Source organism: Candidatus Cloacimonadaceae bacterium, assembly GCA_030693415.1.
GTDB lineage: Bacteria > Cloacimonadota > Cloacimonadia > Cloacimonadales > Cloacimonadaceae > JAUYAR01.
On sequence record JAUYAR010000140.1, the window covers coordinates 1 to 21,911 of the forward strand.

10 protein-coding genes are annotated in these 21,911 nt (G+C 39.1%); all 10 read right to left on the minus strand.

Going from position 1 to position 21,911, the window contains the following annotated elements; genetic code table 11:
• Window positions 1–427: 427 nt before the first annotated feature.
• Complete coding sequence (locus Q8M98_08185) at window positions 428–1,765, minus strand: hypothetical protein (protein ID MDP3114740.1); 1,338 nt, start codon at window positions 1,763–1,765, stop codon at window positions 428–430.
• A 258-nt stretch (window positions 1,766–2,023) separates the two neighbouring features.
• The gene (locus Q8M98_08190) at window positions 2,024–5,734 is read right to left on the minus strand and encodes a reverse transcriptase domain-containing protein (GenBank protein ID MDP3114741.1); all 3,711 of its coding nucleotides are present in this window, start codon (window positions 5,732–5,734) and stop codon (window positions 2,024–2,026) included.
• A 69-nt stretch (window positions 5,735–5,803) separates the two neighbouring features.
• The gene (locus Q8M98_08195) at window positions 5,804–7,441 is read right to left on the minus strand and encodes a hypothetical protein (protein MDP3114742.1); all 1,638 of its coding nucleotides are present in this window, start codon (window positions 7,439–7,441) and stop codon (window positions 5,804–5,806) included.
• Window positions 7,434–8,060 carry a hypothetical protein gene (locus Q8M98_08200; GenBank protein MDP3114743.1) on the minus strand — a complete coding sequence of 209 codons (627 nt, stop codon included), beginning with the start codon at window positions 8,058–8,060 and terminating at the stop codon, window positions 7,434–7,436. The genes Q8M98_08195 and Q8M98_08200 overlap by 8 nt, the downstream gene beginning before the upstream one ends.
• A gap of 5 nt (window positions 8,061–8,065) precedes the next feature.
• Complete coding sequence (locus Q8M98_08205; GenBank protein ID MDP3114744.1) at window positions 8,066–8,941, minus strand: hypothetical protein; 876 nt, start codon at window positions 8,939–8,941, stop codon at window positions 8,066–8,068.
• A 72-nt stretch (window positions 8,942–9,013) separates the two neighbouring features.
• Window positions 9,014–11,068, minus strand: a complete 2,055-nt coding sequence (brxL, locus tag Q8M98_08210) for a BREX system Lon protease-like protein BrxL (protein MDP3114745.1) — start codon at window positions 11,066–11,068, stop codon at window positions 9,014–9,016.
• Between the two features lie 9 nt (window positions 11,069–11,077).
• Window positions 11,078–13,597 carry a BREX-1 system phosphatase PglZ type A gene (gene pglZ / locus Q8M98_08215; protein MDP3114746.1) on the minus strand — a complete coding sequence of 840 codons (2,520 nt, stop codon included), beginning with the start codon at window positions 13,595–13,597 and terminating at the stop codon, window positions 11,078–11,080.
• A gap of 5 nt (window positions 13,598–13,602) precedes the next feature.
• The gene (gene pglX, locus Q8M98_08220) at window positions 13,603–17,274 is read right to left on the minus strand and encodes a BREX-1 system adenine-specific DNA-methyltransferase PglX (protein ID MDP3114747.1); all 3,672 of its coding nucleotides are present in this window, start codon (window positions 17,272–17,274) and stop codon (window positions 13,603–13,605) included.
• Window positions 17,271–18,422 carry a PDDEXK nuclease domain-containing protein gene (locus tag Q8M98_08225; protein ID MDP3114748.1) on the minus strand — a complete coding sequence of 384 codons (1,152 nt, stop codon included), beginning with the start codon at window positions 18,420–18,422 and terminating at the stop codon, window positions 17,271–17,273. The genes pglX and Q8M98_08225 overlap by 4 nt, the downstream gene beginning before the upstream one ends.
• Window positions 18,423–18,431: 9 nt before the next feature.
• The gene (gene brxC / locus Q8M98_08230) at window positions 18,432–21,908 is read right to left on the minus strand and encodes a BREX system P-loop protein BrxC (protein ID MDP3114749.1); all 3,477 of its coding nucleotides are present in this window, start codon (window positions 21,906–21,908) and stop codon (window positions 18,432–18,434) included.
• Between the last annotated feature and the right edge of the window lie 3 nt (window positions 21,909–21,911).

A 21,911-nucleotide genomic window follows, 5' to 3' on the forward strand; every position in this document is an offset into this window, starting at 1 on the left:
ACTCATAAATACTATGTAACTATATATTAGATAATACTCTAGCAATACTGGCTCTCAGTAGCGGAACGAGTGGCTCTATTTTTTGGAGGAGTGGCTCTCATCAAGCGGAATGGGTGGCTCAGTTACTCCGGAATATCCAATTGAACAGAGTTTATGATTCTAAGACTGAGGTCATCATCTATGATTATGTAGATCAGGAAGTTCCGGTTTTGGCTGCTATGTACCAAAAGAGAATTAAAGGGTATTCTGGAATTGGATATTGTTTTAAGTAACATTTTGTTTGAATTGAGCATCTTAACCAACTAGTCGTGTATATTCAATAGACAACACAGGTTGTGACCCACGCTTTTTCTGCATTAGATCAGTTTGCCACAAATCGTGTTTTAAATTCGATTACAAAAATATGGTGGAGTAGCTAAGTTCCTTATTATTCAATAAATATTTCAATCTCCCAAAGTCCAAGTGTTTTCATTACTGAACTGTAGATACATGCAGAGTTTTCATCTGAGTTCCTCTCCCAAGGGGTATTGGTGCAAACTTCAAGTAATCCACTATTTTCCTTTAGTAACTCACAAGCGCCTATTAATGGACATGATGACTCAATAACATTCTTTGTGTCAGAAATGAAGGAAAAGAAATGTCGGAGTGTTGAGAAAAACCCCTTTGCAATAAAAAAGTATTCATTAAAGAACTTATCATTATTGTCACCATCAAACACGCCCATTTCGCTAATTGGGTTTTCAACTATGATTGGACATAATCGTTTGATAAACTGATAGAATTTCGCTTGATTAATTACTAAATCACATAGTATATCCCTCTTTTTTTCTCTAATGTCAAAGAGTAATTTAGCAACTATCAAATATGCATCAATAGCCATAATTAGATGAGAATTGAGATTGTTAGCTTTCAAGTTTTTGTGTTTATCAAGGATATCTAAGTAGAACTCATGTTTGGTTTTTCCTATTGATGATTCTATGGCAAAAACGAATTCAACAATTTCAGAATATTGTACAGAAATATCTATTCCTGTATCTTCGTATTTTTCAAGAAGTGCATATAACATTGAAACTGGGTAAAGAGTATCCAGCGCAATATCAAGAATAATAAACTTGCACTTGTCATCAGCTTTAACTTGTTTGAAATCAAATAGATAATCCACCATAAAGTATGGTAGTAATGGTGGAACCTTAACCACATCTGGATGCCCTTTGTCTAATAAGATGCTTTCCGCAATTCTTTGAGCAATATAAGCTTGGCATTCTTGTAAATCACTAATACCGATAAAGTATCTACGTTCACCTAAAAATGCTGAAAACTGGATATCTACATAATGCTCCTCAATATTTATAATCCCGATGTCATGAACATCAATTTGTTTATTATTGAGTATACCAGTTGATACGACTTTACAACTAAAACCTCTTTCTAATGGCGCTATAGCCTTGATTTGATCGATAAGTCGCCCATTATCGGGAGAGTCGAAATACAAAAAGAGGTTTCTATGCTTGTCATAATTATCTGATTTGATGATCGAAACTTGCCTATCAGTTATAATAGTATCTTTAACAAAGGAAAGTACATCATCGATAAAAGAGAGAAATCCCATTACTGACGAACAATAAGCGAAATCCTGGATAAAATGTATATATTCATGTAAAAAAACTGGATAATCTTGGTATGATAGCCTATCATCTTTATCAAAGGCGATCTCAAAGAGGTGCATAGTGAAAGACAATGGTCTATATTGAGCTATGGTTGGCATAATTTACTCCTACTAAGATTTCTAACCTATTCATACAATCTTCTTACTATCTAATCATGCTCTGGATCATTTACGCTAAATGACCTAATGTAGGTTTCAAATCTGTCAATCATTTCCGACTTTGATTGGTTTAATACTGCTATCAAAAGTGCCATATTGATAGTCTTCTATATTAAGTACATTGCTAATGAATGCATTCATAAGATTTCAGTATTTTTTGAGGAATTCGAGTGTGATTGCATGCCAATATTCACTACTTCATCTTGCAGGTGGGGTTTTCCAACTCATTCTATGTGGAGAAATCACAGGAGGTGGAGCATTCCACCGATTAAGGAAATCTCCGATATCATCAATTTCAAGAAAAGCAACCGATGCCTGTGGTTGACCATGTAGGTGAAATATCTCTTTGTTGTAATCTTCTCTAAATGGGGCATATGCGCTACTCCCACCATAGCTGCCATTGTTTGCAACAATTACCATTTGATACATGTGATAGTGTAGAGCTAGTGCCATTTGGTCATAAGTCTTTACGTCTTGATTGAAAGAGGGAATTATATACACATCAGATTCCTCTCTTAGATCTGCTGCGAGTCGAATATCAGTTGCATCGTAGCAAATTGACGCAGTTAGTTTCAATGGTTCTTCCCCTTCTTTCCACAAATAATGCACTATCCATTGACACGGTCTGAAAGGTCTGATATGAGTTTGAGTGCGATTGAACCTAATAATTTCATGAGGTGATAAGTTACCCTTACCTTGTCGTCTAATAACAACCTGAAGTCCTCCCTGTGGTGTCTGAGTTGGAATTATCCATAACGCAGAATTTACAAGTGGTTGATTGGGCTCTGTTTCAGTATAATTCATCCCAGCTAATATCACGGTTTTGCGGTCTCGTGCAAACGGAACAAGACTTTGAAATATATCCTGGGGATGAATTGATAACTCTGGGAAAATCAGTAAGTCTAAACGTGAGCTACGACTGCGATGTGTCTCTCTCAAGTCTAATAATTTTTTCACAGCAGCAAGAGAAGCGACTAAATGATTTCTATGACAACGGCGAACCATAGAATCAGAAAATGTTAAATCAATATTGTTAAAACAATCGCTATTCGGAATTACCTTTTGCACAATACAAGCTCGTAATGGCCGAGTTCCATCTTGTAAACTTCTGAAAGGTGGAGCGCTAACCGGCATCATAAGAACCGATGACTGATGGCCAAGCTTATCTTTAAGGTTTTTGAACCTTAAATCAATCTGATGTAGTGTTTCGGAGATACCTTTATTTATCCAAACATCAAATGAACTTTCATTACAACCAGGCCATTGTAATAGAGAGAAGAGTAATTTCTCTGTCCAATCAGATATCGGAAGCCAATCGGCTCCGAAAGCTGAAAAACCACTATATAACCCATGATCTCGTTGATACCAATGGCTCTCTGGGATACGATAGATAGGAAGATTTTCCTTCCAAGACAATCTCTTAACACTTCTTGAATAGTCATATTGTCTTGTTAGCAAAAAGCGGATAAGGTATGCAAGATTAAATCGCCATGAATCTTCAACTGTACACCAAAGGGGTGGTGTGTACATTGAATTGATGTCATGTGTTAAGTTTAAATCAACATCTATCTTTTCAAAGTACTCCGTATTGTCATTATTGAAAGCTATGTTGACTGCACCAGGTGAGATCACGTATTTTCTATTTGTCTCAAAGCTCATATACAAATTTAGAAATAGAATGGAGAACTTTAGAATCGATAACTCATTAATGCACTTTATAGATTCAGAGTTATCTGAAACAAAGTTCATTAAGTTTGCATAACCTGGGGTGACACTAACTTTATCATTTCGCAGCAAATCAGATGATCTTTTATTAAGAGTTAAATTTGCCCCGGGTTGTGATAGCAATTCTAATGCGAAAGAAGGATCTCTTTCGAGGATATGTTCAAATCTGTTCGTTGTAAGAAGTGGTGTAATTAACTCTCTGGCATCACCTTCATTAAGGTGTGATCTTCTGGCAAGTATTGCATACATTGCAAAATCACGATCAGACTTTCCAATGCTGTTCCCTTGAAGCAATAGAACCATTCTTTTATAGTGCTTTGTTTCTTTGGTTTTCCCTTCTCTACTTATGGGAACATCGTTTGGGGAAAACGCAAGTAAAAATAGAAGAATCTGTTGCTTTAAATACCATGGAATTGATTGGGTTGGTAAATTTAAAATACGAATTCCTTCTGTTTTTAGTGCTTCTCGATATTTTGATATGTCAATATTTTCAGGAAATGACTCTTGATTCTCAATAAATCCAGTTTCAGAAGCACCAGCTCTGAATATTTCTGATAGGCAATACCAAGCAACTCTACGTTTGCTCTTACGTCCACCACCTTTGAGTGTGTATTGACGAAGAAGATGGAGTACAGTATTCAAAATGGCCACATCGGGACAAATATCTAGCCCCACTCTTAATAATCTAACATTTGAAGGGTCTTCAATCCAATTTTCTATCAAACCTAATGCGAATATTTTCGCTTCTTCATCTAATTCCTGTCTTGTAAACCTAACAACGCTATCTTGATCATTAAGTTGTTCTTCACAGAAACCGCATTGTTCCACCTTATCAAAAAGCAAAAGTCGTAGTGAACGATAAGTGCTTCTATAACGATGAGCAGAAAAACGGGCAACAGTATCATCGTGCACATCTGGTACTGGTGCAAACTGAAAAGATTGATTATCTAGACGCCCATCGGAAAATCGAGATTGAGAACGAAGCAGTCCTTGTATAGCAGATAGAACCTCTAATCCCCCCTTTGAATCAAATCCTCCAGAAATCCCATGTTGAATTTGCTGCATTCGCTTACTTTGTCTTACTAATGGACGTTTGTCTCCGAAAACATCTATAACTTTAGTTTTGTCAGAAGATACCTTCAATCCTGAAGCATGTATGTTTAAACCATCCTCCAGCCAAGAAACGATATCAGCTTTAATACTATCTAGACTGGGGGTTTCTTCAACGGATAACACAATTCTGAGATCGTCAACATACCGGCATACATCTAAAACCTTTATGTCCGGTTTGATAAGAGTATTGAAAGATGCTCTAAGAAATTCATCAAAATCTTTGAGTATAACATTTGATAAAAAACCGCTTGCAACAAGACCCTGAGGTAAGGCTATGTTTATAAATCCTTCTAATTCTGAGCATTTAATGTAATCCTCTACACATTGAATGTTTGACTTCTCTTTATTCCATTCCCAGTTAAACACTCGCCTTATTAATGCTATGAATTGAGGATCAGCTTCGGCACCTAACAATCCGATTATTTTATTGTGAAGCAATTCTGGACTCACTCGATCATAGAATTTTGAAAGATCTGATTGAACGATGTAGATTCTTCTATCCCCTTGATGCTCACTTGCGACAACATCAGATCTTTCAATGAATTTATTATAATCCTGGTAATAGGAACGGTAAAGCTTTGTAGAACCCCAATGATGAAGTAATTCGCCATTATCTCCAGTGCTACAATACAAGCGGTTTCCATAAGAAATTGTCTGCTTTCTTTCTTCAGACTTATCTAATGAGACTATTGGGCTTCCTTGTAATTGTTCCATTTGATCAGCCAAGCATAACATAATGGCAGTTGCCAGAACTTGATCTTCGATGCAAACATGCGCTAAAGGCCTTAGTTTTGTTGAGATGTTACTTCTAGGCACCCACTTGTTATGCTCATTAATATGCCAACACTGGCTTTTGGGTGCAGGCACAATTTTTAGGGGTTCATTCCTCCAAGTAGGAATTCTATCAGATAACTGATTAATAAAATTAGGTAAGTCAACCGATGCCAGATCAAGTTCCAATGAATCAGCATACCAATTGTGGTAGCGAATATATGAAGCTGTTTTCTTCCAGGCTTGAATGAGAAACTCAGGTCGTTTAAGGTAACTAATACTTGGGATTGGATGTTGCACATAACCTCCAAAAATGCAATAAGATTTCTTTGCCCAAATGGAAATGTTTTAATCGTGAATTCGAGTAGTTCACTTTTTAATTGTTTCCCATCTTTCATAGGGCCAGACAGCTGTCTTATATTCTGAGAGCTTTGAATGAATATGTTCTGCAACTGTGCTATAGGTGGATTCAAACAATTTGCACAGATACAAGTTAATGAAGTACTTGGGTAATGTGATATAATTCATGTTGAATTCATATTCTGGATTCCATATATACTCTTCTTCTTCTGCAACAGCAATATATGGATATAGAACTGTATCAGTGATAGTACTTACAATATCTTTCCATCTTTCCAAATCTTTGTCTTCCAACCCAGTAATTCGAACAATTGATAAAAGGACAAGCAAGAAAAACTCAACAAATTCCGCAGCAACTCTTGATGCATCATAACCACAATAAAAATACTGCTTGTAATCAAAACATAGACCTTGAAGTTTTTTTCTTGAAATCGAGTCATCTTTAAGCAATAGATAGCATAATACGGTTAACAAGTTCTGATATACTGAATCCAAAGTAAAGAAATTGAATACAGTTGTGCTGTTTTTATTGATAATCAATTTCTGTATTAGGATTTCTGGTTTACTAATTGCATCAAAGGTACTATTGCAAAAGATTGACCTTATGGGCAGTGGTATTAGATTCAAATCACATTTATCTCCATCAACTTTAGTAATCTCTAATACAAGGCTTGAGATAGTAATGTAATCTTCTGGGAATTCTAATCCAGTAAGCCATTTTGATATGTTATCACTTGTGAGATGGTTGGCAAATGCATTGATGAAATCTAAGTATATGGGACTAAGATTTGAATGAGGATTGTTACTCTGTGGCTTTGTTTTCTCAAGGATTATGCGATTAATAAGCTTCTTGCCACCATGGTTCCAATGAGTTAACAATAATGAATCAGCAACCTCAAAGTTAAACCATTCTAATGCTTCAGGATGATATAGATTCTCAATTACATAGGCTATAATGAAAGCGATTTCTTTTTCGGATAAAGTATCCAATTCCTTTATGTCATCCTTATTTAAATGTATTTCCAAGCCATAGAAGTCAATTAGTATTGCAAGGATAACTGGAGGGATTTTGGGTACCCATCTAAAATCTAGTTTCATTTTCTGTGAAACAAGCATAATAATAGAGTTATATGATAATGCATGAGAGTCTAAATATGCTGTACTTCGAAACAACCGGCTCCATTCATCAACAGTTTTTGGGTTCTTATCAATATTTGTATTTTGCTTATAGAGTACTTCTGAAAGAGAATTGATTAGAATAAGGAAAATGCTATTGCTTCTATCATTTCCAATTCTATCAACAAACATATTTACCATTTCGCTCTTATAATCACCTCTGTAACTACTCCTTAGGATTAATATGAATATGTTTCCAAGAGCAATATGGTTATCTATGAAATTATCAGTTAAGGCTAACAATATGTCAGAGTAATTTTTTAACACTAGTTCTGACTCATCATTTTCGTCTTCTAAACATATATACCCCAGATTGTAATCGAAAGGATATCTGTAGGTCACCTTATCATGTATAGAAAACGAAATGTTGTTACTAATTGGCTTTTGAGATGCTAACTCAATTATGATATCCCATTTTAGCATTGTATTGTTAGCCAGATATTCGGATAGTACTCTATAAAGATTATCCATTCAAAACCTCATTAATGCTTTTTGCCCCACTTAACAGATTTATGTATTTGGAACAAATCATTGCACATTGCAATTCATCATTTACAGGTACTATATCTACTTCTTTTATATTTCCGATACTATTCGTTACCACTATAGGTTTCAGCAGTGATGAAGATCCATCACTTGTATCTCGTGAAAAATAATATCTATTATGAAATTCATCATTTGAGGCAACGAAATCTACAAAATTTGGATACAACTTTTTGGGAGGCATAATTCCATTCAAATATATCGGATACCTAGTGTATAAATCTTCCAGTTTAGTTAGAACACTGCTATTGTCTTTTATAATCTGAGTTTTTGCACGTTTCGGATATCCGCATATCGTAAACTTTACAGTAAAGTCAGATTCAAATAGATATCTTCCTATCGCATTAATAAATGCCCTTTGATCCTCGAAAACCATACTTAGCGCATTAGTAGCATCATGCTCTTGAATTGGTCCGATAAAATAAGGATCAAAAATAATTATATCAGGGCCAAGGAAATTGAATAAATCGTAGAAAATATCACTCAATGCCATGTATGCATCATTATCAGAGAAATAGTTGCTTTTATACCATGTAATAGGTTTCATACAATTTATACCTTATTTGTTCTATGAAATGAACGACCATATGCATCAATCATTGTGTTAGAAATGATATTCATATTTAAAACAACATCTTGTATAAGAGTAAAAGAAATACATCTCTCAAGTTTTTCATTGATATAATAATAGAGGTTTCCACTTGCAATAAAGTCATTTAAGTCCGCTATGAATAAACCTGAGCTTGTGTTTATTGCACCTTCTCCCTTGTACTCATCTTCATCATTAGTGATCTTAATTGTATACTTTTTATTGTTGTCAAAACTCTCTTGCACAAATCCGATTATCTGTTTGCTTCCTTGTCCCTTTACTGAAGCAGTGTGTACTCCTCTAAAGGAAATGTCCTTTTGTCTTTGGAGATTTATAGCGATTTGATTAGATTGGATGTAAGTTAGATATTGTAGAGGAGTAAGAATTCCGATTGGTTTGATGAAATCCGTATCTTCACTAGCGTAACCACACAACAAATTCCAATTCTCTTCAATCCGCAACTCAATAGGAAAATAATCCGAAACATCACAAAAATAAGATACGGAAGACAAAATAAGATTCGAATCTTGCATTTCTTTTCGAGTTACATTGGGTACTTGAAAAGTAACATCGTTTCCATTAATATCAACTGGAGTTTTATTGATAATAGAATAGAAAATAGCTTCAGCTTCCTTATCATTGCAAAATGCTACATGTTGATTAATACTCAATTGTCCTGATAATCTATGTGCTTTACCTTTCCAGAACCAATATACGTCGTCATTCTTACAAAAATCATTAATGGGTTTTCTATATAGGAAAATAAGTCTCTCTTCATTGGAACCTATTAATTCTTGTGTTAACAGGAGTATTACATTCATATTGGGTTCAGTTTTCATGACACATAACCTCGATTTAGTTCAGTGGTGTATCACCAAGTTTGTTAGTATTAGAAGGTATTACAGAACTCATTATGATACCTTCACGTACGTCACTTCAAAAGCCCGGCACAGTCTATACCGTTGATTTCTATTTGTAATCGCAAAGGCATCTTTATAGTCGTACTGCTGAAAGATGTCGAGACCTCGACCAAGGATTATCTTCCAGCCGGTATCGGTTTGGATATAGCGGTCATGAATGGATTCATCGTATTCATAAGTGAAGAGGATACCCATCGAGATACAGGACTCCTGGATTTGTTTCAGGAAAGAATCCTGCTGAGAATCATCAAAGTCACTGGGCTTGGTAAACAGATGCACTTCCACCTCATCAGCATCAGATTTTCCGAGAGCGATAGTCTCCATCAGTTCCATCAGGTTCTTGGACTGATAGAAGGCACTGATGTAAGGGTCTTTGATTTCCAGCTTAGCTGCTCCCTCCAGATACTTCCCGAAAAGCTTCTGATAAGAAATGCCACTTTGGTTTTCTTTGATGACGATATTCCCTGCTTTGAGAATATGCGTTTCTGGCGCATCTTTCTGCTTGGGTTGAGTATTTTCACCAGATTCGGGCTTGGACGCCGTGTTGGGCACTAACTCGTCCTCTGTTTCGGGAATTTGAGCATTATAGTAAAGTGGATATTGAATCTCTTCCGTGGTTTTCACGAAATACAGCTTTTGCTCTTTATCAGAATAGGCAAAACGCACCGGCTCATAAGTAGCGTCAATTCGCATAAGCTGGTCTTTGACTCGTTTCCTGCCTTCCATCGAAAATTGCAGTAATTCTTCAATTTCTTCCTTTGAAGCTTTTTGATTGGGATAGATTACCTTCATCAACCCGGAGAAGGTCTTTTGCACACCATCCCGATCACGGGTAGAGATATCTGAAACGAGGTCAAAGTGCTCTTTGTATAATTGCGAATAATCCGAATTACGAAAAGCTCTCAGTATCTCTGCCAGATAATCCACTACAAACCCATAGCCATTAGAGAACATCTCTCCTCTGATAATTGGCACTTCCCAGCCCGGAAGATAGCCATGTAGCCTATCCAGAAAAGCTGAGTCATAGTATTTTTCTGGTAGTTCGTCAAAAAGGTTTGAGTTCTTCAGCATATAAGCTACATTATGCCGTGTATTGCCTACAAATGTCATAGAGGCTTCTGCACCCAATGTTTCAATGCCTCTGGAGAAAGTCTTATTTGCCATATAATTTTTCATGATGTCCACCAAGGCTTTATCCACAGTCTTTTTCTTTCCGGCAAATTCATCAAAAGCAACTACATCCCAATAGCCTACCAGTCCGATTCTGCCATTGGAGTTATTCACGAATAGCTTAGGAACAGACACTTCTCCACCTGAGATCAATATCCCATGAGGAGAGAACTCAGAATAGATATGTGATTTACCGGTACCCTTAGGTCCGAGCTCTATCAGATTATAGTTTCTTTCACAATACGGCACCAGGCGTGTGAGCTGCATTAGTTTCAATCTGCGGCTCATGGTTTCCGGGTTGAAGCCGATACTCTGGATTAGCAGGTCTATCCACTCATCAGAAGTGAATTCCGTCCGCTTTTCCAAGAAGGTATCCATATCAAATTTGGATAGTTGCACTGGTTTAATAGAACTCATTATCCAAGGAACGCTGTTTTTATCCTCAGTATAGACGTATTCAAGCTCTGAGATGCACCAGACACCACTCACTAAGAGTTTTGGATGTTTCTTTATAGTATCAGAATCGACCACTACTTTACTGATACCCAGGCTGGAAAATGAAGCCTCGTAACAGTCGTTTTTATCATTCAAGGATACGGAGATTTTATCAATGACCTTATGCCTGCCCTTTTCCTTGATGATGGATTTGATCAGTCCGGCTTCGTTGCGATGCACATAATGCTTGGCAAGGATATCTTTGACTGTGTCGATACCAGCCAAAATGCTTGCTTCATCCGAAGTGGCACAATACTGACCCAGCAGATATTCCAGCACATAGGTTGGCACAATGGCATTACCCTTCACGGTCTTCACAAGGTCTTTCCGTACAACTAAGCCTGGAAAGTTGGCATTGATTTTGTCATCAAGTTTGCTCATCATAGCTCCTTAAAAGTCAGTTCCAAAGATACGACTGATAGTGAATTTCTCGCATTTGTCTTTGTAGAGTTTGTATTTATTTGTCCCCGGGATTGGTTGCTCCAGCTTGAGCACAAGCTCATCATTAATACTTTCACCAGCCTTGCTGGAGAGCAAGAATCGGCATTCAATGTCTCGCTCCTTATCGTTCAAAGAAGTCGAATCAAACACCATTGTCTTTAGCTCGGACACTGGCTCATCTAACTGATTAAATAGACCGATTCTCAATGTCACAGCCTTCAGCTTGTCATCCACAGGCTTGGTTTGGTAAAGCCTGAACACAAGCACACCAGAGGTGATATTTCTACCCCCACTGGTACGGATTTCCACCTCTACCTCATTAGTGTCACTCACTCGTTTCTTGTTTATCTTGAGTAGGGGAATACAAATCTCCTGCAAGCTGGCTCCTCCATGCACATATCTGCTTCCAGAACCACTTTGTCTCATTCTCTGGTTTCCTCGGGGGATCGCCACTTCAATATCTCCATGCAGCCCAAGCTGTTCAGCCCTGAAGATCAGTACATTGGGGTTATCCTCAAATCCCTTTCCAATGATGCCTCTCCTGAATTTTGTAGATTTCGTTGGTAATGATATCTCTTCATTCAAATAGCTGCTAACACTCAGTTCTTGCTGTTGATAGAGAAAACCATGATCGGCTGTAATGATTATATTGTTGGCATTGGCAGATGTGAGTTTTCTCACCAGGCTCACAAGGTCGTTCAAAGCTGTTTCTACTGCCTCAAAAACCTTCGCTTCACTCACCAGTTTATCCCCGGTGGCATCGATCACGTTATGATAGACATAGATAACATCATAATCTCGATACAGTTTCTTGCCTTCATCGGAGTTTTTGCTCATAACCTCTTCAGTTCTGATGGCAAGTGCCTTACCCGGAAGATGCTTATCCAGTACTTTTGCTCTGTTTTCAGTACCGGAGCTACTCAATCCATCCACTGTTACGTTTCCTGATTCATCCAATTCAATAGTATGATGAGGTAAAAGAGCTGCCATGCCTACAGCCGTAATACTTGGCAATACTCCCTGCATGGCTGTCAGTTCCGCTTCATAACGGTCTTCCTGGCGTATTCTGCTCATCAGTTCAGATGCAATCTCAAAACGTAAGGCATCAGAGATAATCACAAATATCTTCTTTCCGGTTTGGGTAATTGGAATCACATGCTTTTCCCAAAAACTGGTTTGGGGATTTGGTAGAGCATTGATCCAGGTCTTCTGCTGGGCAAGAATAGCTGACCAGCCTGTGTTTAGCTTAAACAAATAGTGGTTCACATAGCTCTGCTCAACTTTCTGAGATAGCTCTTCAAAAAGAGTGTAATGAGAGAAGCGGTTGTAATACAGATTGAATTTCCGATACTGATAATCGATGTTAAACCATTCTGTGCTATAATCGGCAAAGCCCTTGCTTAGGGAGTAGATATCGAGTTTTGCTGTATTTATGCCATTGAAATAGTCTGCGGCTGCCAAGAGGCAATTGTATGCTGTTTCATACTTGTAATACCAATGGCTGTTCTTACGTTTTTGTATCGTATTGCTAAGAGCTCTGAGGTCACCAATTCCATTACTGACCTGCTGAGTTAGTTCGCTCAAGACCCTCTTTTCAATCACCTCAAACAGATCCAGATTCATCAAATCATCCAGGTTTTGCTTTGTCATCCAAGTTTCAATTCTCAGCCAAGTAACACACTTCTCAGAAATGGCTTCAAAAGCTTCACGATACTGAGGTAGGGTTTTGAATAGCTTAAGCAGATAGATTCCATCTTTATTGATTGTCTGCTTTTTATCAGCTTCAGAGTTTTGCAGGATATCTCCGGTAAGGTTTTTAACAGTCTCATTGAATAGATCAATTGCCAAGTCCCTAAAAGATGGGCTCTCTTGTGTGTAGCCTATCAGCATCTGGATTTGCTTCCAGAGAAATTCCTGTAGCTTGCATCTGGTGATTAGGTCGAGTTTGTCTTTGCTTCCCAGGGCATCTTCAGCTAACAAACTAAGGATTATTTCTTCTTTCCGCATATCTGATGAGGTGCATACTGAAACCATTTTCCACCTTATAGTGGTCAAGGATTCGTCTTCAGTTAACAGCTTTTTAAGGTCTGCTATTCGCCTTGCTGCCGCAAAAAACTCTTTATGCTTCCTCGGTATCTCAATATAGTCGTTTCTGCTCAGACCCAATTCCTGCAACAATAGAGATGCTGGATCGATATGTAGTTCTTGGTTGGAAAGTAGCAAGTCCAAGAGCCAGTTTTCCGTGTCATGTGGTCGGGCAGAAGCAAAATACAGCAGGAATTTCTTATCTGGTTCTTGCATCAGGATACGATACTTGATCCCGAATTCATCGTTTGAGACCTCAATCTTCTCTATTCCATCCGGCAGCTCTAATGCCCAATATTCCTCTCTAAACTCATGCTGCTCGTCATACCAGAACAGAAGACGGTGAGTATCAAACTGTTGGGTTATTATGTTTTCGAGTTTCATAAGACCTAAAACCTAATCCCTTTCAAAGCCCCATCAAACATCGCATAATTCACTTTCACCCCATCATCCAGATCAATCTCAATCCGTTTCTCAGCCATTGGAAGCAGTACTTCGCTCTCCCAATCCTCCAGCTCTGTCAGCATAGCCGTGTAACGCACAATTTCCTTATTGGAAAGGATTTTGTCCCGTTCTGATAGTTCCGGACTGGTTACCAGATGTTGTAACTGGGCTATCTTCGCTTTTACCTTTTCGAGATATTCCCGCAGATAACCATTTAGGATGATGGAAAGCGTATCCGGCGTATAGCGGTGCATATAGATCAGAGCATTAAAGCTGCCTTTGGGGCTACTAAAAAGCCAGTAAATGGGACGTTTCTTATAACGCTTCAAGTGGTCATTGTAAAAGTCTTTGATAAAATAGGCACGGATGTCATTATCAATCGCATCTTCAATGAAGCGGAGGTTATCATTGAAGTTTTCCTCACCAAATGTGACCTTTAGGAATACCTTAAACCTATCTACTATATCATCCGTGAACCACTCACTATCCAGTATGGGGATTACATTGTCCTTGTCAGGTAGGAAGCGGGACGGGTGTATCTTAGCAAGATAAGCATCCAGACTTTCTCCTTGATTGGCAAGAATCAAACCCGGTTTGTCTATTGAATATCTGCCAAACATACAACCCACAGCATAGGAGATAAGTTCCTTCATGGTATCAGCCAACAAACGCTGTTCCAGAATATTGTTCAGGGGAAATCTGCTGCTTCCTTCTTCATTTCCCTCATGATTCTCTCGTGATTCCCTCGTAATTCCCGGGTCGGACGAGGGAATCGCCTGGGAATTACCTGGGTTGTATAAGGCGTCAGAGTATGGAGATACAGCGTCCGCATTATAGCGGTAGTAAGGATTACAGGTAAGAGTGATCTCTTTTAAGGGAACTTCAGGGCTTAGTTCATCTTGCAATCCGTATGCCTCGATGAAAATCAGGTTGTTCTCTTCCTCCATTGTCTGTATCCTTAGTGCAGCTACTATCCACTTATCTCTCTGCATAGCATAACATTCCCTAACAGCTAGCCTCTCACCCCTTAACCCTAACAATGGCAATTGCTGAAAATCCCATGATGTTTCGTAGGAGTCCCAGTCATCTTTGACAACTTGGACACACTTTTCTACAATACAGTCTACCCTTGCGTAGCTCCCAGTGTGCATGTAAGGTAGTTTTGACAAAGGACCTTCATGAAAGTCTAAAGTCGGTGACAAGACTAATAGAAGATCACAAATCAAAACTGAGTTGAGAAATCCACCAACACTGTTAAATTCCTCAATCTCTTTGGGAAAACAAACAGAGCCTTTCGTCTCAAACATGAATCCTTTGGGGGAGAAACGAAAGGAAGCTTTACTTGAGGATATTGTTGACCAAGACCAGCCTTCAAGAAAGTAGTAATTTGGATTTCTAATCACTGAGCGGAGTTTTCCATTATCATATGTAAAATTCCTTAACTCAAAACCGTCATTTTCCCAGTTGACTAAGTAATCGTTATTCCCATACCATCTGCGGAAGGAACCGCCTTTATTGCATGGAAACCACTTCTTTCCTGACTCTCGAGCTTCTTGTCTGGAATTCATGCTGAATCCAATTCTATTCAGAGAAGGTTCAAACCATTGCCTTAAGAATCTATCGTTGTCTGCTGTAGCTAATCCCTGTCTTGGTGAAGCAATATCCCCAAGGGGTTTAGAACTTACAAAGATCTCTTTTACCTTGGCACTAAGCCAATAAGCAATTGGAACTCCTGGTATCTTGGCAAAATCTGAGGTTGCACAGTGATAGAGCCACTCACAATCGGGATTGGTGATAGCTACCAGACAAGCCTGTCTTTTTTCTTCCTCCGAGTGGCCAGCGATTAAGCGAAAAAATGTGCCTTTATCATTCCCCGGCTTCTTGTTTTGCAGCACAAAGGTAGTGGTGGAGACCACCTCACCGCTAATGGAATCAAATGCACGGGGTCCAAGATGCGCCATAGTAATAAACTCATAGTTCTTTACCAGATGTATTCTCAATTTCTCGTATGAGGACAGGAACATCCAGCTTTGCATATTGATCATGGCAATATAACCCATGTCTTTTGTCATACTAAGGCAACGCTCCATAAACATGGCAAAGAAATCGGAGCGGGAATTAGGGTAACAGGTCTTGAAGAAGGTTTGAATGCTCTCGCTAAAGCCGCTGGTTCCTAAATAAGGAGGATTGGTGACTACTACCTGATACTTGCTGATGAGATAATCAGCCTGCTCCAGGATTTCCAGCACCTTGTCGTGAATAGGTGTAATAAATATGTCTTCACCAAGATTCTTTTGGGATAGGGTGTCATAAGTGGACTGGATATCTTGTTCTGCGGGTACTATGAGAGAGCCAAGGGTATCTGCAGTTTCAAATTGATATAGAGTCTTTTCGAGGTTAAGGGTGAAAATATCTCGCCCACAACGCTCCATATAGGTCTCGACTTCATTTGCTTGTAGCTTTACGTTGTGCAGCACACAGATTTTGGGTGCAATATCTTTCCTGGTAAACCACAGCTTGTCTTTACTGCGGGCTTTCATGGTAAGTGCAAAGGCTGCCAGTTCTCCTGCCCTTTCGTCTATCTCTATACCATACAGGTTTTTGTTTATTATCAACCGTGGAATTTCAATGGGGTCATAGCCCATTTCGCTATATATCTCATACAGTAAATCAAAGGCATAAGTGAGTATATGCCCACTCCCGCTACAGGGGTCGCAGAGTTTAATCTCTTCAGGGCTCTTTACTATCAGAGTGTCTTTCTCTGATTCGGTTTCATCTTTGACATAGAATTCCATTTTAGCCATGAGAGGAGACATAGGATGGCTATTGAGCCACAGCCTTCCCAACGAATTCTGAACCATGTATTTCACTATCCAGTGGGGGGTAAAGAGCTGAGTAACAGGTGGAATATCCGAACTCTGAACTTTCTTACCTGTTCTCAGGTCTGCAAAGACCTCATCTTTCTTTTCAGAAATATAGTATTGGTACAGCCAGCCGATTACTTCCACATCTTCGCAGGTTGATTCATCCATAGCATCACGTATCTGAGCCAGGATAGAGTGCTCACTGAAGAGGTCATCAGGTATCAAGAGTAGTGTCCAGTCTGAGACATTGGGAAAGAGGAAGGGCATTATCTGGCTATAATAGTTACATACAGAGATCAGGATTAGCTTGTAAGCCTCGCTTTGAGGATCAGTATTATGGAAAGTACTGCCCTCAGTACCTGAAAGCAGAGCTTGTATTCTTGTCCATCTATCGCCGCTAATCAGGCTGGGGTCTACATGTCCCAATCTGGCTTCTGCCAATATCTCTGGCTGAGTATTTCCGGGCAGAGGTGAGACTATGCCAACCGGAGTAAAGTGGTTCATATCCATGAAACGCATGGCAGTGAAACGATTGAACCAGAGATAAGCTACCCGCTCTGTAAGCTCTCTATTACCAAACTTTTTTAGCTCTCTTTCAAAAGCCTGGTATTGAGATTTGGTTGAGCTATAGGTGCTGGCATAGCTATCAGGAGTAAGGATTTCATTAAGCTTGATGCCTACTTGGTTTATCAGGTAACGTCGGGCTTCCTGTGCAAAACGTTTGAGCCTGGCATTGGTCTGTTTATCTATCATGGTAAATCCTGATGCAATTGAGTTTCAAGGAATCTTTGCATATCTTCCTTGCTGGGTAGCTCCAGCAGATATTTTGAAACAAAGAGTTGGTTATCCATGCCAGCCAGAGCATACTCCACGAGAGTGGAATCTTTATCTGTACACAGCAAAATGCCAATGGGATCGCTATCACCCGGATGCATTTCATTCTTTCGGTACCAGCTTACGTAGGTGTTTAGTTGACCGATGTTCTCGTGATTAAACTCGGCAAGCTTTAGTTCCACCAGAATATGGCATTTGAGGATGCGGTGGTAAAATACCAGATCAATATAGTATTGGGTTTCGCCAATTAGGATTCGCTTTTGTCTGGCTTCAAAGCAGAAACCATGCCCCAGTTCCAGAAGGAATTCCTGTAGTTTCTCGATGAGTTGATCTTCCAGATGGGATTCGCTCATTACCTCTTTGGCTTTGAGCCCCAGAAATTCAAAAACATAGGGGTCTCTAATGGTGCGGGAGGGATCAAAGACTTCCACAGTATTATTGGTTTGCTCGACGAGTTTCTGTTTGTTTGTGGAAAGCCCGGTTCGCTCGTAGTAGAGAGATTTTATCTGACGCCTAAGCTGTCTTACTGACCAATTACCTATTATACACTCGTGTATATAAAACACTCTCATTGTATCATTATCAATATCCAATAGCTCAGAAATATGAGAAAATGATAAAAGGCTAACTAACTGCCTTGCCTCAATCTGCAATTGTGGAGACGGTGTCTCCACAATCCTCGATTCATTGCCTACATCATGTTTCGTGTCAAAATCTACAAGATCTATAAGTGCTTTCCCCAAAAGCTGTTGTAATTGTGGATTCACTGTCTCCACAATCTGAGGGAACACTCTATAGAATTTGGCATATCGATAAAGCTCTCGTTTGTCAGTTCGTGGAACATCAAGTAAGAGTAGCTCTTCTGCTAAGCGTTCAAACAGCTTATCTCCATATTCAGCCCGGTCAGCTCCTCTCAGTTCGTATTCGCTGATGTAATATCCGATTAACCAATTCCTGATAGTAAGAGTGATATTGACAGACTGAGTCGCCTGACGGTTCAACTCCTGATGAACATTTTGAATCTGAGCAAGTAAGTCAGGAAAGCTAAGCGAGTCCTTCGTTATCATTATACATCCCTACAGTTTGATTTTATTGCCCTTGTCGAGTTCGCGGAGAAGTGCTGTTTCCCAAGCTTCGAGATAGCTTTTCAAATCAGCTCTATCATTGATAATTCCTTTAGTATATAGAGGTTTGATACTTCGGCTGCTGATTATCCTGGGTTCTGCTCCGGGGCTATCGGTCTTGGTTTTGGAGTTGTGCAGAGTGTTTAGAATCTGTAGATACTCGTAATCTTCAAATCTGCTTAGAGTCGTCTGGATAACGGCAATCAGCTTAGCATTCTTTATGGCATCACTAACATGTATGAATTTGGCTTCAATATTTTGGATGATTGGGGGTTCGGGATCAATACTCTCAATATCTGGCTTAAGGTTTTCTTTTAGAGTGGAAACTTTCTTTAAGGTTGCCTGAATTTCAGCATTCAATTTGAGCTTTAGCTGATCACTTAGCAAATCAAATTGGGTTTTGAGAGTTTGAATCTTGCCACCCCGATAAACATCTGGATCGCTAATCCCTTCAGTAAGTGCCTTAACTGCTTCCTCATCCAAATAGCTCAGATTGGGCTCATTAAATTGCAAGAAGCTGCGAATTTGTTTATAAATATCTGCTTGGGGACTGGAGAAGAATCTCAGGACAGGGTCAATCATGTCAGTTTTAAGCTGCGTCAATTGGGTTTCCTGAGTCAGCAATTCGTTGTAATACCACTTAAAAGGTTTGTTTACAGCTTCTCTGATTTGAGTGATGGCAGGAAGAAGTATCGCTGCAAACGAGAAGACATCTCTTTGATGATAGTAGATATCTAACTTATCTGCCAAGGCTTTTAACCCATCTGATAGTTCTTTGCTGATGCTCTTCGGATCATTTGAGGTATTTGGTGTATCAAGCAGTTCACTGAAGAGTTTTTTAAGCTTGCGTTCCTGATCTAAACTGATTTCTGTTTGGGTTTGCAGAATTAGATTGGGATACTTATCTTTCGATTTTAGCGTTTTCACTAATTCGGCTTTTTCCAGTGGTCTGCTTTGGTAATATATTTCCACCTTATTCAGGCTGTAAAGTCTGGCGATAAGGCAGATCGTGGCAGACTCACTCCAGCCATAAGGTCTTTTACCAAATTTCTCGATGAGATTGTTCAGCGTGAGACACCTTGAGCTGCTTTGCGCTAAGCTGATTTCACTAAACACCCCCAGTTCTGCTTCGGACATTGGTATCTTTACATCCAGAGTCTCCTGCTCGTTTAATATCTGGCTTTCGATATCCTGATCAGTAACCCCAAGTCCTTTGAGCATTTTGAGATTGGGGTAGATTCTGGATATCAGCCCTTGGCAGCCTTCATAGATACGGGAAGTAGCATCACCGGGATTAATCTCCAATAAGTCTCCTGATGCTATAAGCTTAGCTTGGGATACTAATTCCATAAAACGTGCTCTGATCTGATTAGCCCGGTTGTTGTTCTGAAGTTGTTTATCAATCACTATTTTACGGGCAGATTCACTTGTGGTAGTACTGCTGTTTTGTTGGCAGTACTTCTCCGTTCTTTTATACATCCACAAATCTTCCCAAAAACGGTTATCCGGAGGCATTACAATAAGCAACTCCGGTTTACCCATGGAGTTTGCCAGAATCTGTTTATCGTCATCATAATAGCTGTAGCTTGGAGTGATTAACTGAAGTGTTATTTCCTGCACTTTACCAAAGGTTTGATTATCGATTTTTCGGGTAAATGGGAAATCCTGTTTATTGGCTTCATAGCGGATTTTATTAGACTTAATCAAGCTATAAGACGTAAACATCAGCTTGTCCAGCTCATCTAAAATGATACTATCTTCTACTTGAGTGCTTTTAATCTGTTGTTCAACGTCTTTTTCCTCATTAGTTAGGTAAGAATACTGCTCGCCATTTCGCTCAATATATACTTGCTGTTCCAAGAGGTTTACAGCTTGGGCAATTCTCTTTTCCAATACCGGTACATCATCATCAAATCCTTCCATCATAAGTATTCGCAGGTTACGTACGGTTGCCTTGAAATCTCTAACGTATTTAACAACGAATAACACTTTAAGCACCCTCACAGCAAATTCATCATTGAGGTTTCCCTCAGCAGTATGAATTGTATGAAGAAGATGCGGTTTTATCATGGATTGGAATCCTTCATACATGAGATCAAAACTGGCTATTGTCCCTACTTCTTTGCTTCCGATAGCATTTACTACATGCTGATATATAGACAATAGACTTCTTGTGCCTACAGAAGTGTACTTGCCAGGGAAGGCATCATTTTCAGATAAAGAAATGAAAGCAGTCTGAAGCAGAAATGCCTGATAAGGGATAAACGGATAAGAGCGAGTAAAATCCTCCGAATCGACAAAACCACGATAGGTTTTTGCTCCATCTGCAAGATGGAATAGAACCTTGAAGCTATCTTTATATTTGTGATAGATTTTAAGCAATGGATCGATGCAATCTTCCTTCTTTTCCAATAGCCTCTTTTGGAGAACTTCCTCCACATTCGCACCGCTAAGATTCATCTTAATTGGAAACCGGGCAGTTATTCTCCCATATTCAGTGCTCTGTGCCTGCTTTATGTGCCCCAACATAGTCTGTAAGTCGGATTGGGAAGTAACAATAATCCAGGCCCTGCCTTTGCACAGGGAATAAAAGGTCTCTGAAATGGTCTGCAGATTAAGCATTAAATTGGTGTTGTTGGCAATGTACTGTCCTACTTCATCCACACAAAAGATTAAACGGAAATTATCGCCTTGTTTCTTGATATACTCATTCACATCGTTGCTAAATTCTTCTATGGATACAGTATAGTCCTTTTGGTATTTATCCAATAGTCCCAACACACTACTTACATCTACGTTGGCTATAGCTGCATAAGCTTTGGCTATATTCTGATTTTCCAAAGCTGCAACGGCTCTGCCTATCTTCCATTCCTTTCCTGAGATTTCATGATACTTATCTTTGAAGCCATCAAACAACCCTCGCATGTCGAGATCACGTTCAAACTTGGCGATGTATCCATGCTTACCATAGTACCCACAGGTTTCGTTAAAGACTTTTACGAACACACTGAGGATAGCATCAGATTGCTCTTTGGATTTGATGTCTGCTTTCAAATCGATATTAAAGAGTATGCTTTTGGCAGGAATGGAGGCTGTTTTCTTCAGATTTCCACATAAAAAGGGTTCATCCTTGCATTTATCTAAGAACATATAGAGGATTGAAATACCATCGTGTTTCCATCCCTCGAGGAGTAAGGATATCATCTTCAATAGATGTGATTTTCCCGAGCCAAAGAAACCGGATATCCACACTCCGGGCATGCTATTGTTATTTGTATAAGCATCCAGAAAGGATTCAAGCTGGGACTTTATTTCTTTTGTAACTACGTATTCATCAATTTCCTGAAGCAAGTTTCTGGCATCATCAGCTTGAATTACACCTTCAATTTTACGATCAATCGGTTTGGCAAACAAGTCTTTTATCGACATTAC

Coding starts and splice junctions, on each gene's coding strand:
- brxL (MDP3114745.1), bottom strand. CDS start 11,068: ATGAGCAAACTTGATGACAAAATCAATGCCAACTTTCCAGGCTTAGTT.
- Q8M98_08185 (MDP3114740.1), bottom strand. CDS start 1,765: ATGCCAACCATAGCTCAATATAGACCATTGTCTTTCACTATGCACCTC.
- Q8M98_08195 (MDP3114742.1), bottom strand. CDS start 7,441: ATGGATAATCTTTATAGAGTACTATCCGAATATCTGGCTAACAATACA.
- Q8M98_08205 (MDP3114744.1), bottom strand. CDS start 8,941: ATGAAAACTGAACCCAATATGAATGTAATACTCCTGTTAACACAAGAA.
- Q8M98_08200 (MDP3114743.1), bottom strand. CDS start 8,060: ATGAAACCTATTACATGGTATAAAAGCAACTATTTCTCTGATAATGAT.
- Q8M98_08225 (MDP3114748.1), bottom strand. CDS start 18,422: ATGATAACGAAGGACTCGCTTAGCTTTCCTGACTTACTTGCTCAGATT.
- brxC (MDP3114749.1), bottom strand. CDS start 21,908: ATGTCGATAAAAGACTTGTTTGCCAAACCGATTGATCGTAAAATTGAA.
- pglZ (MDP3114746.1), bottom strand. CDS start 13,597: ATGAAACTCGAAAACATAATAACCCAACAGTTTGATACTCACCGTCTT.
- pglX (MDP3114747.1), bottom strand. CDS start 17,274: ATGATAGATAAACAGACCAATGCCAGGCTCAAACGTTTTGCACAGGAA.